Here is a 15,588-nt window from a genome sequence, read left to right as displayed (position 1 = left end):
CAGTACAGACCTTGACGTCGCGACAAGGTCAAGCGTCCGGGCGGGCTGCGCGGGGCGGGTAGCATGGTCGACACGGCAGACGAGCCGGGCGGGCGGCCGCGTGGGGGTCCTTGGATCCCCCCGAGGAACGTCCGGGCTCCACAGGGCAGGGTGGTGGGTAACGCCCACCCGGGGTGACCCGCGGGACAGTGCCACAGAAAACAGACCGCCGGGGACCTCGGTCCTCGGTAAGGGTGAAACGGTGGTGTAAGAGACCACCAGCGCCTGAGGTGACTCAGGCGGCTAGGTAAACCCCACCTGGAGCAAGGTCAAGAGGGGTCGTTCTCGGACGACCCTGCGCGGACGATCGAGGGCTGCCCGCCCGAGTCCGCGGGTAGACCGCACGAGGCCGGTGGCAACACCGGTCCTAGATGGATGGCCGTCGCCTCGACGACCGCGAGGTCCCGAGGTACAGAACCCGGCGTACAGCCCGACTCGTCTGCCCCACCCTCCCCACCGGGCCGGCCCGCCAAGGGCCCTATCGCGGCGTCTGAGGCTTCCGGTGCCTGCCGGTCCCAGGACCCAGCTTCGGCGCCGGCCCCGAGGAAGGGGCGACCTCGCTGCCGGGGAACAGAACCCGCCTCGCCTCCGCGAGGTTCGCCGCGAATCCGTACGGCTCCCACATGTGCCCGTTCCACCGCTGGATCGCACGGGGTGCGTCAGGGTTCAGATGCGACCCCCGTGGACCGTCGCCGCTCACGAGAAGTACGGCGCGGAGCTGTCCGATCCTCGCGTCACGGCGTTCGGCCCACTGGGACAGCGGTTCGTCGTCCATTCCTGGGAGGGTAGTGGCTCAGGCGAGCCGGTGTTCCCAGCGCAGCGACGGGCTCTCGCCGATCCAGTACAGATGGGACCCGTCGGTGACGCGAAGCCGTACGGAGTCGATGTCCGGCGCCCCTGCCTCCTGCCAGGCGACCAGGGAGCGCTCCACGTGGTCCCAGAGAGCGACCGGGCCGCCCTGGCGGACGATCCAGCTCTCGCCGTCGGCGACGAACTCGGCGAACGACTCCCGCTCAGGATCGAAGAGGTACCGCAGCGGTGCGCCGTCCCTGCGCGTGGCGCGGACGAACTGAGATCCGGGTGCGGCGAGCTGCGCGAGGAACGCGGGCATCCACTCCTCCAGCACGAGGGGGGATACCAGCGCCGACCGCTTACTGTCCGCATACGCGGTGCGGGCGGAGAGGTCGCCGGCCAGGGGCGTCACCGCCTGGGCTCGTGCCTGCATGAAGGAGGAGCGTCCGCTGATCGCGCCCTCGGCGGTGCCGTCATCCGCGACGGTGAGCCTTGCCAGACCGGCTCCCCAGGGCCAGGTGCCGACCGTGCCGAGCACGATGCCACCAGGCTTCGTCTGCCGGACCCATGTGTACGGGATGCGACGCACCGCGCAGGTGGCGATGACCCTGTCGTACGGTGCCCGGCTCGGGTGACCGAGAAGTCCGTCGCCCGTCACCGTCCACGTCGAGTAGCCGACGGCTTCCAGGGCGGCATCGGCGCGTGCCGCCACCTGCGGGTCGACCTCGATCGTGGTGACGTTGTCCTCCCCGAGGAAATGGCACATCAGGGCGGTGGAGTAGCCGGTACCTGTGCCGATCTCCAGGACGCGGTGGTCCGCCGTGAGGTCCAGAGCCTCGATCATGCTGACGACGGTGGTCGGGTCGGTCGAAGAGGACGTCGGTACGCCTGTGACGGCCTCGCGTGTCTGGTCGGCGGTGAGGTGGCCGTCGAGCTGGGTCGTGAGGGTGTCGACGCTGTAGGCGATCTTCAGCCACTCGTCCGGGGCGGTGCCGAGGGCGGTGACGGGCCGCCAGGTCCGCCCCTCGTCGAGGAAGACTCCGGGGTGGAGGAACTGCTCGCGCGGCACGGTCTCCACGGCTGCGCGCAGCCAGGGGGACCGCAGGGCGCCCTGGCTCTCGAGTAGCGCGGCCATGCGGCGCCGCTCGGATGGCGAGTCGGTCATCGGCTGTCTCCTTGGGCGAGTAGGTCGGCGAAGGCCGCGGACATCGGGAGGCCGGTCTCCGTCTCCAGCCATGCCCACTGCCCGTTGGGATTCAGCTCCAGCCACCAGTAGTCCCCTGCCCGGTCCACCGCGAGGTCGAAGCTTCCTGACACCAGCTCCAGACGGTCCAGGTATGCGTGCAGGGCTCTGTCCACCCGGTGGGGGAGATGCTCGACGGTGTAGGTCAGGGCGCTGTAGTCCTTGCGCCAGTCCAGCAGCTCGGATTCGATGCGCACCGCGAACGTGTGCGGGCCCACGATCAGGACGCGGAGGTCGGCGACCTTGTCCACGCGGGCCTGGAACAGGTGGGGCGTCACGCGAACGCTGTCGTCGATTTCTTCGGCGGCCACGGGCTCAGCCCATCCGGTCATCGGCACGCCGTCACGCGTGTACGGGGTCCACCGCAGGGTCTTGGAGATCGCGTCTTCCTGAACGCTGATGAACTCACGTGCCTCGCCGGGGTCGTTGGTGATGAGGGTAGGCAGGACGGTGAAGCCGAGCTGCTGAGCGACAGCGAGCTGAGCGGGCTTGTAGTCGGCCGTCGCGATGTGCAACGGGTGGTTGACCCAGAGCGGGCCGTCCAAAGCGTAGAGGGTGCCTCCGAGTCCGTAGCGGACCTGCGCCGCCGCGAACTCGGAGTCGTTCGGAGACAAGTGGGCGAATGTGGGCCACTCCGGGCGGCGCCAGTACACCGATCGGACGCGGCTCAGATCGGCGGTCCTCGACGGGGTGCGCACCCGCCCGACCACGGGGGCCGGGCAGGCGCCGAACCGGGCCGAGACCGTGAGGCCCTCGCCGATGTCGGCGGGGTTGAACCGGACCACCGGCACATTGCGCCGGTTGAGCTCGGCGATCACCATGTCGGCGGTGATGTCGTCCGCCTCGGTGACCACCAGAACCGGCCTCTCCTCGGTCGTGATCATCAGTCTTGGTTGCTGTCCTGGTCGTGGCCCTGGTCGTTCCGTGAGTCCGAATTCGTCGTCGTGGAGGTCTCGGTGCCGGAGCTGGTGCCGTGCTTCCCCATCTCGACCACTTGACCGGAGCGGTCGCGGAAGACGCCGAGTTGGGTCGTGGGGTCGATGGCGACCGTGGCGTGGGGCCGGCGGATGGTGGTCGGAACCTGCTGAACGGGAGCACCCGCAGGCCGATCGGTCGCACTTGCGCCGCGTTGGAAGCGGTGTTCGGGTGCCCCGTGTCGGCTTTAGGGTTCGACCCACCACGTACTGCCGCACACGCGGAGGCTCCAGTGCACCGCCGTACCTTTCTTGTCGCAGCGACAGGCACTGCTGTCGCCGCTGCCGCCCCGGCGCGACGCTCGCGGCTGGGACAGCCCGACGCCGACCGGTTTCGCCGGGAGTACGCCGAACTGCTGCGCGATGACCAACTCGGCGGAACGCGGCAGACCCAGGCCAAGGCCGTCGAGCTCGCGGCGCGTATCCAGTCCTCGCTCGGCGTCGGCGGCACCTCGGACCGCGTTCGGCGTCAGATGTACCGGCTCGCTTCCGACGTCACATGCCTGGCGGCCTTCGCCGCCATTGACGCGAGCGACCCGCAGCGCGCCCGAGCCCACCTGGACACGGCCCTGACCCTCGCGGGCCTCGCGCGCGACAGCGAGACCATGTACCGGGTCTGGGACCATCTGATGCTCACCTCCAGCCAGCGGGAGAACCACGCCGAGGCTGCGGCCGGTGCGGAGGTGATGAAGCGCTCGTCTGTGGCTCGGCGCGACCCCTTGTACGCATCGCTAGGGCACATCCGGCACGCCAACGCCTTGGCCAGGCTGCACCGGCCCGTGGAGTCGTTGCGGGTCTTGAACCTTGCGGAGAGGGCTTTCGGACGGGCCCGAGGTGAGGGGCTGTCGACGTGGATCACGTTCTACAGCCGGGCTGAGTTCGACGCCCTGTCGTCGTACGTCTGGACGGCGCTCGGGGAGCACGAGCGGGCCGAGTCCTGCCTTCACCGTACCCTCGCCGCCATTCCTGGCGACATGGTCCGCAACCGGGCGCTCTACACGGCACATCTGTCGCTGTCCCAGGCCAGGCAGGGGGAGGCGGAACTGGCGTGCGCAACCGGAAGACGGGCTTACGCCATGCTGCTGCCGGCGTCCGGGTCCCAGCGCGTGACGAACACGCTCACCAGAACGCGCCAAGTCATCGAGGCCACGGGCACGAAGGCGCCCGAGGTTGTGAGCTGGATGGAGGAGTCACGCCGATGGACCTGAAGTGGTACACGCACGCCGACGCGCCGGACGTCCGCTCCTTGCTCCTGGACGTACACGATGAGGTGTACGCGGACGATCCCGACCCGTTCCACTCGCGCGAAAGGTTCTCGTACTTCGTCGACCTGTGGTCAGGCCGCGAGGACTGGCGGTGCGTCTCGGGGTGGGAGGCCGGCGGCCCCGTCGGATACGCGTACGGTTCGAAGTTCAAACCGGGCGGCTGGTGGAAGGGAACGGATCGGCCCAGAGGCGTGCGCGGCCGGATCTTCGCCCTGTCGGAGCTGATGGTGGTGCCCCAGTGGCAGGGCACCGGCCGGGCGCGGCAGATCCATGACGCGCTGATCCAGTCGGTCGACGTCGACTTCGTGACGCTCCTCGTCGACTCCACCCACCCCAAGGTGCAAGCTCTGTACGAGAAGTGGGGCTATGAGAAGCGGGATGAGGCCAAGCCATCCGACGACTCTCCCGTGTACGCGGTGATGGTGCGCACGCTGCACACCGTCTGAGCCGGGAGTACACCCCTGAACCGTGCCGCCCCCGGCCCCCGGCTCACTCCGGCGGTGGCCAGGCGTCGCCCCACTCCGTGTCGCGCGCCGTCTTGTAGAGCGCGCCGTGGCGCTTGGTGACCGTGGAGCGTTCGAGGCCGTCCGGGGCGCAGAGGTCGAGCAAGACCTGGCCCTTGCGGATCTGTGGCTTCCGGGTGACGCGGGAGACGGCCGGGGTCACCGGGAAGCGGGTGGCGGCGACGTAGCTGAACTTCTCGTCCTCGTACGGCAGCGAACCGCCCTTGACCTGCCGGTGCAGGGACGAGCGGCTGACCCGGGCCGCGAAGTGGCACCAGTCCGTGCCCGGCACGATCGGGCAGGCCGCGCTGTGCGGGCAGGGGGCGGCCACGGTCATGCCCGCCGCGATCAGGCGGTCGCGGGCGGCGATCACCCGCTCGTAGCCGTCCGGGGTGCCGGGCTCGACGATCACGACCGCCTGCGCCGCGCGGGCGGCCTCCTCGACGACGGCCGCCCGGTCCGCCACGGTGAGCTCGTTCAGCACGTACGAGACCGTCACGAGATCACTGCTCTCGATCCGGAGCGACGCACTGATCCGAGAGCGCTGCCAGCGCGCCGCCGTGAGCCCCTCGATCCCCGACGCCCGGGCCAGCTCCTCGCCCAGCGCCAGCGCGGGCTCGGCCCAGTCCAGGATCGTCGTACGCGCCGCCGAGTCCCACGCCTCCGCGACCGCCCAGCTCGCCGCGCCCGTACCCCCGCCGATGTCGGTGTGCGTCGCCGGCGCCCAGTCCGGCGCCGCGTCCCGCAGCGCGCCCAGCGCGGCCCGTACCGCCTCGAAGGTCGCCGGCATGCGGTACGCCGCGTACGCCGCCACGTCCGAGCGGTCGCGGAGCAGCGGGGCATCGGTCGGGGTCGTGCCCCGGTAGTTGGCGATCAGCCGCTCGACGGCTTGCGCCGCCTGCTTCGGCGGCAGCCCGTCGAGCAGTCCGGCCAGCGCGCCGCGCAGCACATCGGCGGTGGGGAGGGAGTCGTTCACCGGCCCATCCTAGGCGGGATACGCTGACGCCCGTTGTCGAGGCGGCGGTGCTCATCGGGGGGCCAGCAGTGCGCATCGGAGGGACGTTCCGCAGGACCCGGACCAGGCCCAGGGGCGGCGGTCTCGGACGGCTCGGACTCACCGGCGCCGCCCTCGGCGCCACCCCCCGGGAACGCGCCGTCCGCACGGCCCTCCTGGCCGGAGCGGCCGTCCTCGCGATGATCCTGCTGCTGTCGATGTGCGGCCCCGGCGGCGGCGCGGACGACGCCCGGCCCAAGAAGCCGGTGAAGAAGAGCGCCCCCGGCCCGGCGACCAGGCTCGCCGTCCCCGAGGCGTACGACACCGGTCGCGGCTGGGAGATCCCCAAGGCGTCGGCGGTGCACGCCCTGGCCGGGCCGGACACGCTCGGCTATCTGGAACGGGTCGACGCCACCCAGTTCCGGCTGCGCACCCTCCATACCGCGACCGGCAGGCCGCTGTGGGCGGGCAAGCCGTGGCGGCCGCTGACCGCCCCCGGCACGTATCCGCATCTGCTCTCCCTCACCAAGGGCGACCGGCGGTACTTCGTGACCTGGTCGTACGGGAAGGCCGGCGCCGACTCCTGGACCCCGGCCGGGACCTTCGTCTCCCTCGACGTGTACGACGCCGAGGACGGCGCCCGCCGCCGGTTCGAGGTGCCCTGGGCGGACGCGCCGACGGTGACCGGCACCGGCCCCGCCCTGCTGATCACCGACGGCAAGGCGAGGAGCGCGACTGTCGACCCGGAGACCGGCGAGGTCACCACCGTCCCGCCGGACAAGCTCGGCCACCCGGCCGGCTGCGCGGACTGCCGCCGCCTCACCGAGGTCCACGGCGTGACCGGGAAGGGCCTGCTGGTGGGCGGGGCGCGGGAGTTCTGGGTGCGCGGCGGCTGGTTCAGCCGCAACCGCCCGCCCAGCGGCGCCGAGGCCACCGGCGGGCTGCCCACCTCCGTGGTGCCCGGCCGGGTCGTCGCCCGCTGGCAGCAGAAGAAGGGCGCCAAGCGGGCCGCCACGCACGACATCTGGGCCGTCCACGACTCGGCGACCGGCGCCCCGCTGGTCCAGGTCGAGTGCCGCAAACCGGCGATAGAGCCCGGTGACCATCCGCAGGCGGTCCTCTCCCCGAACGGCCGCTATCTGATCGCCGGGAACCTCGCCTTCGACCTGGAGCGCAAGAAGGGCCACTGCTTCGAGGAGGCCGACGGCACCCATCGGCCCAGCCTCGCCACCGTCACGGACGACGGCCTCGTCTACGGCGCGGCGGGCGTACGGAACGCGGCGGACGCCCTCGCGGGCCACGGCACCCCCGTCGAGGCGGACCTGGCGACCGGCGACCTGGAGCCGCTCGCCGCCAACGTCCGGCTGCCGGGCGTGGAGGTCGGGGGCGTGGGGATCTTCCGCTGGACCGACGCGAAGGACCGGGTCCATCTCATCGGCTACCCCCGCCGCGACTGACGGCCCAAGCCTACGCCTCGGCCCCCGGCTGCGCGAGCTGCGCGGGCTGCTTCCGCCACGGCCGGCACAGGCCGAGGAAGCAGCCGAGCGCCGCCACCGCGCAGCTGAGCTGGACGGCCGCCATCGGCACCGCGGTCGTCTCGCCCGCGATCCCCACCAGCGGCGAGGCCACCGCGCCCACCAGGAACGAGCCCGTCCCCAGCAGTGCCGACGCCGAACCGGCGGCGTGCGGAGTGCGCATCAGGGCCGAGGCGTTGGTGTTGGGCAGCGCCAGACCCATCGCCGACATGAGGACGAACAGCCCGGCCGAGACCCCGACCAGGCCGAGATCGCCGAAGACACCGGACGTCATCAGCAGCAGCGCGGTCGCCGCCAGGGTGATCACGGCGAGGCCGAAGCCGAGGGTCTTGTCCATGCTGACGCGGCCGACGAGCAGCTTGCCGTTGATCTGGCCGGCGACGACCAGGCCGACCGAGTTGACGCCGAAGAGCAGGCTGAAGGTCTGGGGTGAGGCGCCGTAGATCTCCTGGACCACGAACGGCGAGGCGGAGATGTAGGCGAAGAGCGCGGCGAAGGCGAGGGAGCCGGCCAGCATGTAGCCGGTGAAGACCCGGTCGGCGAGCAGCCCGCGCATGGTCCGCAGGGCCGCGCCGACACCGCCGCTGTGCCGCCGCTCCGCGGGCAGGGTCTCGGCGAGCCACTTCCATACGACGAAGGTGAGCAGGACGCCGATGACGGCGAGGACGTGGAAGACGCCCCGCCAGTCGGTGACCTGGAGGATCTGGCCGCCGATGAGGGGGGCCACGATCGGGGCCATGCCGGAGATCAGCATCAGCGTGGAGAAGAAGCGGGCCATCTCGACGCCGTCGTACAGATCGCGGACGATCGCCCGGGCGATCACGATCCCGGCGGCTCCGGCGAGGCCTTGGAGCAACCGGAAGCCGATGAGGAGTTCGGCGGTGGGCGCCAGCGCGCAGACGGCGGTGGCGGCGACGTACACGACCATGCCGATGAGCAGCGGCCGCCGGCGGCCCCACTTGTCGCTCATGGGGCCGACGACGAGCTGGCCGAGGGCCATGCCGAGGAGGCAGGCGGTCAGCGTGAGCTGGATGGTGGCGGCGGGCGCCCGCAGGGAGTCCGTGACCTCCGGCAGGGCCGGGAGGTACATGTCCATGGAGAGCGGGGGCAGCGCGGTGAGGCCGCCGAGGATGAGGGTGACGAGGAGACTTGCCCGCCGCGCGGCCGGGGGTGCGGCCTTCGCGCGCGGGCTCGATATGTGACCTTGCGTGCTCTGGCCGCTCTCCGGCATCGACAGCTCCGTTTCGTTGAACTTTCCCCATGTTCTCAGCTCACCGAGAGGCATGGGGAAAGCGGGGCGGGGCTGCCGGGGGCGGCGAGTTAGCCGGGCTGAAGGCCGGGGTCGTCCGCCTCGGTCACGAACGACGCCGCCGTGGCGATGGTGCCACCGGGCGTGGTGACATGTGACACCGTGCGGAAGTCGGCTCGGGCCTGGGACTGGGACAGGGTGACGTTCACATAGCCCCGGCGCCCGTTGTAGAACTTCAAATGCGGGTTCGCCCGGGTGAGATTGTCCCAGTTGGCAGGTTTGTCCGTACCGTCCTTGCCGCTGGCGATCGAGGTGGCCACGATCTCCGTTCCGACCGTACGGGACGCCGGGTCGTCGAAGTCGGCCTTCAGGTCGAAGGCGTAGCCGACGTGGACGTCACCGGTGAGGACGACGAGATTGTCGACACCGGCCGCGCGGGCACCTGCCAGGACGCGGTCGCGGGAGGCGGTGTAGCCGTCCCAGGCGTCCATGGACAGCTTGGAGTCCGGTGTCGGCAGATTGCGCCGCTGGGCGAACGTGACCTGCTGCGGCATCACATTCCACCGTGCACGCGAACGCTGCCAGCCGTCGAGCAGCCAGCGCTCCTGCGTCGCGCCGGTCATCGTGCGCGCCGGATCCTGCGACTCCGGGCCGGGGGTCTGCCAGCCGTCCCCGTACGCCTGGTTGGAGCGGTACTGCCGGGTGTCGAGGATGTCGAACTGCGCGAGGCGCCCGAAGTGGAGGCGGCGGTAGAGCCGCATGTCCGGGCCGTCGGGCCGCTGCGGGGCGCGCAGGGGCTGGTTCTCCCAGTACGCGCGGTAGGCGGCGGCGCGGCGCAGCAGGAACTCCTCCGGGGGCACGCCGTTCTCCGGGATGCCGCCCGCGTAGTTGTTCTCGGTCTCGTGGTCGTCCCAGGTGACGACGAACGGGTGCGCGGCGTGCGCGGCCCGCAGGTCGGGGTCGGTCCGGTAGAGCGCGTACCGCAGCCGGTAGTCCTCCAGGGTCACCGTCTCGCGGTTGAAGTGGGCGGGCAGCACCCGGTCGGTGTACTTGCGGACACCGCCGGCGGAGTTGACCGCGTATTCGTAGAGGTAGTCCCCGAGGTGGAAGACGGCGTCGAGGTCCTCGTCGGCGAGGTGACGGTACGCGGTGAAATAGCCGTCGTGGTACGCCTGGCAGGAGACGGCGGCGAGCTTCAGCTCGGTGATACGGGCGCCGGGGGCGGGCGCGGTACGGGTACGGCCGACCGGGCTGATCCAGCGGCCGACGCGGAAGCGGTACCAATGGACGCGGTCGGGGGCGAGGCCCTTCGCCTCGACGTGCACGGTGTGGTTGTACTCCGGGTGGGCGGTGGCGCTGCCGCGAGCGACGATCCGGCGGAAGCCCTCGTCGCGGGCGAGCTCCCAGCGGACCTCGACACGGGCCCGGGGCAGGCCGTTGCCGGGCTCGTACGGACGGGTGGCGAGCCGGGTCCACAGCAGCACCGAACCGGGCAGCGGATCGCCCGAGGCGACGCCCAGGGTGAACGGGTCCTCGGTGACCCGGGCCGCGTCGAGCTCGGCGGCGCTCGCGGCACCCGCGCCCGGCAGCTCGGCGGCGAACGCGAGGGCGGCGGCCGCGCCGGTGACGGTGAGGAACCGTCGGCGGTCGACGTGACGCACGAAGTGACGGGCGGCGGCCCGGAATTCGGAGGCGTGGCGGTCTAAGGGTGTCATGTGACCCTCCCCTGGCGGCTGTTGTCCATGGCATTGCAGTGGCGGGGCAAGGCCGGGCGTTGTCGGGTACAGAACATCCGCGTGTCGGACAGATGAGTTCCCTGTGCACCGACCTCACGTACGCTGCGGCCCCATGAACGCTGAAGCGAAGATCGCGGTGGTGACGGGCGCGGGCTCGGGTATCGGCCGCAGCGTGGCGGCGGCCCTCTCGGAGGCGGGCTGGTCGCTGGCGCTGGCCGGTCGCCGCGCGGACGCGCTGGAGGAGACGGCGGTACTGGCGGGCGGCCCCTGCCTCACCGTCCCGACGGACGTGACGTCACCGGGGGAGGTGGCGGCGCTCTTCGAGGCGGTACGGGAGCGGTACGGCCGGGTGGACCTGCTCTTCAACAACGCGGGCACGTTCGGCCCCGGGGGTGTGCCCTTCGAGGACCTCACCTACGAGGCCTGGCGCTCGGTCGTGGACGTCAACCTGACCGGGGCGTTCCTGTGCGCGCAGGCGGCGTTCCGGGCGATGAAGGAGCAGCGCCCGCAGGGCGGCCGGATCATCAACAACGGCTCCATCTCGGCGCACGTCCCCCGCCCGCACTCGGCCCCGTACACGGCGACCAAGCACGCACTGACGGGCCTGACCAAATCCCTCTCCCTGGACGGCCGCCCGTACCGGATCGCCTGCGGCCAGATCGACATCGGCAACGCGGCGACGCGGATGACGGAGGCGATGCAGCAGGGCATCCTGCAGGCGAACGGCGAGCTGGCGGTGGAGCCGGTGATGGACGCGGGGGATGTGGCGCGGACGGTGGTGCACATGGCGGGCCTGCCGCTGGAGGCGAACGTCCAGTTCGCGACGGTCATGGCGACGAACATGCCGTACATCGGGCGCGGCTGAGGGGACGACGCCGCGGGGGTACGCCCGGGTGGCGGAGCGGTTCCCTGGCGGGGGCGTTCGGGGCGGACCGCCTTGGCCCATCGGGGTGGGCGGGCCCCTTGGCGCGGGGCGGGCCGGTGGGGCTGGGCGGGTCCTTGGCGGGGGCGGGCCCGTCGGGGTGGACCCGAGGCCCGTCGGGGTGGGCCCGGACCGAAAGGGGCGCCGCTCGTCCGGGTGGACCCGAGGCCCGTCGGGGTGGGCCGGGACCGAGAGGACGCCGCCCGTCGGGGCGTTGTGCCCACCCTCCCCCAGACTCCGTCCGGGGGGACCCCCAGCCCTGCGGAACGCATGCCCACAACGGGCGGCGCGAAGCTGCCGCCCCCGGGCCGGGCGCATGGCCACAACGGGGTCCGTCCGCGGCGCGCAGCTGCCGCCTCCGCGTCAGCGCTTTCTCTGCGGCGCGAAGCTGCCGCCCCCCGGGGGGCCAGGGGGCTTCGCCCCCGGATGGTCACCCCCCACCCGCCCCCGGCAGGGTTTCGGGAAGGGGCGGGGTGGGGGAATCAAACCGGCGGGAACAAGCCACGCACCCCGCGCCGTTGAGCGGGGCATGACGAGCACATCTCACACCACCGACGTACTCCACTACACCGCCTTCTCCGGCGACCCGGCCGGCGGCAACCCCGCCGGGGTCGTGCTGGACGCCTCCGGGCTCGGGGAGGCCGAGATGCTGGCGATCGCCGCCGAGGTCGGCTACAGCGAGACCGCGTTTCTGACCGGGCCGCCGGACGGGCGGGCGTTCGGGGTGCGGTACTTCAGCCCCAAGGCGGAGGTGCCGTTCTGCGGGCACGCCACCATCGCCACCTCCATCGCGCTGGGCGAGCGCATCGGCCCCGGCGAGCTGGTCTTCGAGACCCCCGCCGGGACGGTGCCCGTCACCGTGTCCAAGGAGGAGGACGGTACCCTGCGGGCCATGCTCACCAGCGTCGAGCCGCACGTCGAGGCCGTCGATGCCGCCGACGTGACCGAGGCGCTGGCCGCCCTCGACTGGCCCGCGGCGGACCTCGACCCCGCCCTGCCGCCCCGGATCGCCTTCGGCGGCGCCCGCCACCTCGTGCTCGCCGCGGCGACCCGGGAGCGCCTCGCGGACCTGGACTACGACTTCGCCCGGCTGGAAGCCCTCATGCACCGGCTGGAACTGACGACGGTTCAGCTGGCGTGGCGCGCGTCGGAGACGGTGTTCCACGTCCGCGCCCCGTTCCCGGTGGGCGGCGTCGTGGAGGACCCGGCGACGGGCGCCGCGGCCGCCGCCTTCGGCGCGTACCTCCGCGAGCTCGGTCTGGTCCCGGAGGCGACCGTCCTCACCCTGCACCAGGGCGAGGACATGGGACGCCCCGGCACCCTGACGGTGGAGCTGCGCACCGGCGACCCGCGGGTCCGGGTCGGCGGCACGGGAGCCCGCATCCCGGCCTGACGGACGCGGATTGACGGGCGGCCGGCCTCAGGCGTGGCGCCACGGTCTGACGACAGGCTGCTGCCCGCAGGCCCTGCGCCGCGCTCTGACGACCTGCTGCCCGTAGGCCCGGCGCCGCGGGCAAGCGGCCGCCGGGCTCAGACCCGGCACCGCGGCCGGCGGGCCGCCTGACTCAGTTCCCGCCGCGGTCTCGCGACCAAGCGGCCTCACGCGCGGCGCCGCGGTCGCCTCACGCCTGGCCGGTCTCGAAGCGGCTCACCTTCCCGTCCTGGACCGTGAACCGCCAGGCCGTCCTCATCTCCCCCCAGGCGTCGTTGCGGTAGCGGGCGACCAGCGCCCGGCCGCCGTCCTTCTCCGACTCGATCTCCATGTGGCCGCGCGAGGAGAACACCTCCTTGTCGGTCCACTGGTCGATGTCACGGTCCGAACCGTCGTCGGACATGGTCGCGTCCGGCGTCAGCGCGCCGAAGAAGGCGTCGCGGTCGTTGGCGTTGAGCGCCGTGACGAAGGCGCGTACGGCGGGGTCGGACAGCCGGTCGACGGGGATGGTCATGGCAGCGGCTCCTCGGTGGGGCACAGGGGGGCGTACGGAGGCGTACGCGGATGTACGGGTGGTGCACTGCCCACCCGTACACCGCCGCGGCCGCCCCGCCGGGGACCGACCTGGCAGGCTCACACCCATGGACGACACCTGGGAGACCGTCGAGGGCCTCCACGCCTGGCTGGAGGCCCACAGCTCCTTCCCGCCCCAGCAGAAGGCGCTGCTGCGGGTGCTGAAACTGTCCGAGGAGGTCGGTGAGGTCGCCGAGGCGATCATCGGCACCACCGGTCAGAACCCCCGCAAGGGCACGACCCACACCTGGCAGGACGTGGAGTCCGAGCTCTGTGACGTGATCATCACGGCGATGGTCGCCCTGCGCACCCTCACCCCGGACGCCGCCCGCGTCTTCGAGGCCAACCTTGCCCGGGTGGCGGCGCGCGGCGCGCCGCCCGCCGCCGACCCGGAGCGGTGAACCTCCCCTCAGCTCGACCTGATCAGCCGCCGCGCAGCTCCTGCGTGCAGCACTTCACGCTGCCGCCGCCCTTGAGCAGCTCCCCGAGGTCCATGCCGATCGGTTCGAAGCCCCGCTCCCGGAGCGGACCGAAGAGCCCCAGCGCGGTCTGGGGCAGCATCACGTGCCGGCCGTCGCTCACCGCGTTCAGGCCGAAGGCGGCCGCGTCCGGTTCGTCGGCGAGCAGCGCGTCCGGGAAGAGCCGGGCGAGCACGGCGCGGCTGCCGGGGGAGAAGGCGGCGGGGTAGTACATGATCTCGTCGGCCGTGTCGTCCAGGACGCACAGCGCCGTGTCCAGGTGGTAGTAGCGCGGGTCGACGAGGTCGAGGCCGATCACCGGCCGGCCGAAGAACTCCTGCGCCTCGTCGTGCGACAGCGGGCTGGAGCGGAAGCCTCGCCCGGCCAGGATGTACGAGTCGGTGACGGCGAAGTCGCCCTCGCCTTCGTTGACGTGCTCGGGTTCGCGGATCTCGGTGTAGCCGTGGGCGCGGAACCACGCGCGGTGGGCGGCGGCCTCCGCCGTCCGCTGGGGGTGGAAGAACCGGGCGCCGAGCACCCGCCCGTCGATGACGGTGGCGCCGTTGGCGGCGAAGACCATGTCCGGCAGGCCGGGGTCCGGGTCGAGCAGCTCGACGGTGTGGCCGAGCGAGCGGTAGCGGTCCCGCAGATCCTCCCACTGGGCGAGGGCGAGCCCCAGGTCCACCGGCTTAGCGGGGTCCATCCACGGATTGATGGAGTACGTGACCTGGAAGTGCGTGGGTGGGCACATCAGGTAGCGGCGGGGCGATGCCTCGCGTGGTGCTGAGCGCAAAGAGGGCTCCTCACGAACGGGCCGGGTGCGACGCACGGTTGTGCGTGCTGCCCATGGTGCGGTGTGAGGAGCCCTCGCGCATTGAGCCGAAAGGGTGGTTCATCGACGGGATCACGAGCCGTCGCGTGTCGTACGTGCCGTACGGCCCTCCTTCAGTTTCCGCAGCAACTCCCGCTTCTGGGCGAGCGGATCGATGCCGTGCCCGGCCGCCGCTCCGCCGTTCCCGCGCAGCGCCTTGCGCGAGAGCTTCTGCCGGGTCCCGCCGACTCCCAGCATGTTCCCTGCTCCACCACGGGTCATATGGCACTCCTCTCCCTTTTTGAGGGCTCGGTTCGCTCGCCGGGGGTTCCCGGCGACTCCTCAAGAGTGGACGAGACGTATCGTCTTGTTAAGACGATACGTCTCGCCTCGCTCGCTGCTAGATTGCTGCCATGGCAGACACCAAGGCACCCGACTCCGCCCGCCGCAGCGAACGCTCCCGGCGCGCCATCTACGACGCCGCCCTCGCCCTCGTCGGCGAGGTCGGCTACGCCAAGACCACCATCGAGGGCATCGCCGCCCGCGCCGGCGTCGGCAAGCAGACCATCTACCGCTGGTGGCCCTCCAAGGCCGCCGTCCTCCTGGAGGCCTTCGTCGACCTCGGCCGGCAGGCCAACGAAGCCCTCGGCGGCGACGCCGACAGCGGCATCCCGGACACCGGCGACCTCGCCGCCGACCTGCGCTTCGTGCTGCGCGCCACCGTCGACGAGCTGAACGACCCCACCTACGACGTGCCCTCCCGCGCCCTCGCGGCCGAGGGCGTCATCAACGCCGAGCTCGGCGCCCAGTTCGTCGAGCAGCTCCTGGAGCCGCAGCTCATGCACTACGTACGGCGGCTGGAGGCGGCCCAGGACGCCGGGGACGTACGCCCCGGGATCGATCCGCGCATCGCCCTCGAACTCTTCGTCGGCCCCCTCACCCACCGCTGGATGCTGCGCACCCTGCCGCTCACCCACGAGTACGCCGACACCCTCGTCGACTACGCCCTCCACGGACTGGCCCCCCGCGCCTAGCCCCTGTCGAACGCGGACACGGAGACGG

17 protein-coding genes and 1 other RNA gene are annotated in these 15,588 nt (G+C 72.0%); 8 read left to right on the top strand and 10 right to left on the bottom strand.

The features are described 5' to 3' along the window. Positions 1-80: 80 nt before the first annotated feature. An RNA gene (gene rnpB, locus ACZ7LT_RS02605) (RNase P RNA component class A) lies at positions 81-481 on the top strand. 36 nt (positions 482-517) lie between these two features. On the opposite strand, the gene ACZ7LT_RS02600 is transcribed toward rnpB, so the two are convergent. Genes ACZ7LT_RS02600 through ACZ7LT_RS02585 form a run of 4 tightly spaced genes read right to left on the bottom strand, consistent with a single transcriptional unit; the run spans position 518 to position 3,143 of the window. Continuing rightward, on the bottom strand, positions 518-814 hold the full coding sequence (locus tag ACZ7LT_RS02600; protein ID WP_471233106.1) for a DUF6087 family protein: 297 nt from the start codon (positions 812-814) through the stop codon (positions 518-520). Between the two features lie 18 nt (positions 815-832). Beyond that, positions 833-1,996: an ATP-grasp peptide maturase system methyltransferase gene (gene tgmC, locus ACZ7LT_RS02595; RefSeq protein ID WP_471233102.1), complete on the bottom strand. Its 1,164-nt coding sequence runs from the start codon at positions 1,994-1,996 to the stop codon at positions 833-835. Then, positions 1,993-2,958: an ATP-grasp ribosomal peptide maturase gene (gene tgmB, locus ACZ7LT_RS02590; RefSeq protein WP_471233098.1), complete on the bottom strand. Its 966-nt coding sequence runs from the start codon at positions 2,956-2,958 to the stop codon at positions 1,993-1,995. Before tgmB ends, tgmC begins: the two co-directional genes overlap by 4 nt. Then, the gene (locus ACZ7LT_RS02585) at positions 2,958-3,143 is read right to left on the bottom strand and encodes a putative ATP-grasp-modified RiPP (RefSeq protein WP_471234768.1); all 186 of its coding nucleotides are present in this window, start codon (positions 3,141-3,143) and stop codon (positions 2,958-2,960) included. Before ACZ7LT_RS02585 ends, tgmB begins: the two co-directional genes overlap by 1 nt. Before the next feature lie 138 nt (positions 3,144-3,281). Here ACZ7LT_RS02585 and ACZ7LT_RS02580 point away from each other — a divergent pair, with 138 nt between their 5' ends. Then, a complete protein-coding gene (locus ACZ7LT_RS02580; RefSeq protein ID WP_471233095.1) occupies positions 3,282-4,256 on the top strand; it encodes an XRE family transcriptional regulator in 975 nt (324 codons plus the stop codon). Continuing rightward, complete coding sequence (locus ACZ7LT_RS02575; RefSeq protein WP_471233091.1) at positions 4,247-4,759, top strand: GNAT family N-acetyltransferase; 513 nt, start codon at positions 4,247-4,249, stop codon at positions 4,757-4,759. The genes ACZ7LT_RS02580 and ACZ7LT_RS02575 overlap by 10 nt, the downstream gene beginning before the upstream one ends. A 43-nt stretch (positions 4,760-4,802) precedes the next feature. On the opposite strand, the gene ACZ7LT_RS02570 is transcribed toward ACZ7LT_RS02575, so the two are convergent. Beyond that, a complete protein-coding gene (locus ACZ7LT_RS02570) occupies positions 4,803-5,792 on the bottom strand; it encodes a small ribosomal subunit Rsm22 family protein (RefSeq protein ID WP_471233087.1) in 990 nt (329 codons plus the stop codon). A gap of 218 nt (positions 5,793-6,010) precedes the next feature. Between ACZ7LT_RS02570 and ACZ7LT_RS02565 the strand changes: the two genes are divergently transcribed. Further along, positions 6,011-7,267 (top strand): hypothetical protein, encoded by a 1,257-nt coding sequence (locus ACZ7LT_RS02565; protein WP_471234767.1) that lies wholly within the window; start codon positions 6,011-6,013, stop codon positions 7,265-7,267. A 10-nt stretch (positions 7,268-7,277) separates the two neighbouring features. Here ACZ7LT_RS02565 and ACZ7LT_RS02560 read toward each other — a convergent pair whose 3' ends face one another. Then, the gene (locus ACZ7LT_RS02560; protein ID WP_471233085.1) at positions 7,278-8,576 is read right to left on the bottom strand and encodes a Bcr/CflA family multidrug efflux MFS transporter; all 1,299 of its coding nucleotides are present in this window, start codon (positions 8,574-8,576) and stop codon (positions 7,278-7,280) included. Between the two features lie 89 nt (positions 8,577-8,665). Then, the gene (locus ACZ7LT_RS02555; RefSeq protein ID WP_471233082.1) at positions 8,666-10,309 is read right to left on the bottom strand and encodes an alkaline phosphatase D family protein; all 1,644 of its coding nucleotides are present in this window, start codon (positions 10,307-10,309) and stop codon (positions 8,666-8,668) included. Positions 10,310-10,442: 133 nt separating this feature from the next. Here ACZ7LT_RS02555 and ACZ7LT_RS02550 point away from each other — a divergent pair, with 133 nt between their 5' ends. Together ACZ7LT_RS02550 and ACZ7LT_RS02545 are read left to right on the top strand one after the other, a co-directional pair. Beyond that, a complete protein-coding gene (locus tag ACZ7LT_RS02550) occupies positions 10,443-11,195 on the top strand; it encodes an SDR family oxidoreductase (protein ID WP_471233078.1) in 753 nt (250 codons plus the stop codon). 586 nt (positions 11,196-11,781) lie between these two features. Next, a complete protein-coding gene (locus ACZ7LT_RS02545) occupies positions 11,782-12,645 on the top strand; it encodes a PhzF family phenazine biosynthesis protein (protein WP_471233075.1) in 864 nt (287 codons plus the stop codon). A 229-nt stretch (positions 12,646-12,874) separates the two neighbouring features. On the opposite strand, the gene ACZ7LT_RS02540 is transcribed toward ACZ7LT_RS02545, so the two are convergent. After that, a complete protein-coding gene (locus tag ACZ7LT_RS02540) occupies positions 12,875-13,198 on the bottom strand; it encodes a nuclear transport factor 2-like protein (protein WP_471233072.1) in 324 nt (107 codons plus the stop codon). Positions 13,199-13,325: 127 nt separating this feature from the next. Here ACZ7LT_RS02540 and ACZ7LT_RS02535 point away from each other — a divergent pair, with 127 nt between their 5' ends. Next, positions 13,326-13,658 carry a MazG-like family protein gene (locus ACZ7LT_RS02535; RefSeq protein WP_471233069.1) on the top strand — a complete coding sequence of 111 codons (333 nt, stop codon included), beginning with the start codon at positions 13,326-13,328 and terminating at the stop codon, positions 13,656-13,658. A gap of 22 nt (positions 13,659-13,680) precedes the next feature. Here ACZ7LT_RS02535 and ddaH read toward each other — a convergent pair whose 3' ends face one another. Both ddaH and ACZ7LT_RS02525 read right to left on the bottom strand, forming a co-directional pair. After that, positions 13,681-14,508: a dimethylargininase gene (ddaH, locus tag ACZ7LT_RS02530; RefSeq protein ID WP_471233066.1), complete on the bottom strand. Its 828-nt coding sequence runs from the start codon at positions 14,506-14,508 to the stop codon at positions 13,681-13,683. Between the two features lie 111 nt (positions 14,509-14,619). After that, positions 14,620-14,808 carry a DUF6243 family protein gene (locus tag ACZ7LT_RS02525; RefSeq protein WP_471233062.1) on the bottom strand — a complete coding sequence of 63 codons (189 nt, stop codon included), beginning with the start codon at positions 14,806-14,808 and terminating at the stop codon, positions 14,620-14,622. A 131-nt stretch (positions 14,809-14,939) separates the two neighbouring features. On the opposite strand from ACZ7LT_RS02525, the gene ACZ7LT_RS02520 reads away from it, so the two are divergent. Next, positions 14,940-15,560: a TetR/AcrR family transcriptional regulator gene (locus ACZ7LT_RS02520; protein ID WP_471233060.1), complete on the top strand. Its 621-nt coding sequence runs from the start codon at positions 14,940-14,942 to the stop codon at positions 15,558-15,560. Positions 15,561-15,588: the final 28 nt, after the last annotated feature.

It is taken from the genome of Streptomyces sp. NPDC039465 (assembly GCF_055639315.1).
The sequence above is the reverse complement of the archived record's forward strand: the minus strand, read 5'-3'. Positions and strand labels throughout refer to the sequence as shown.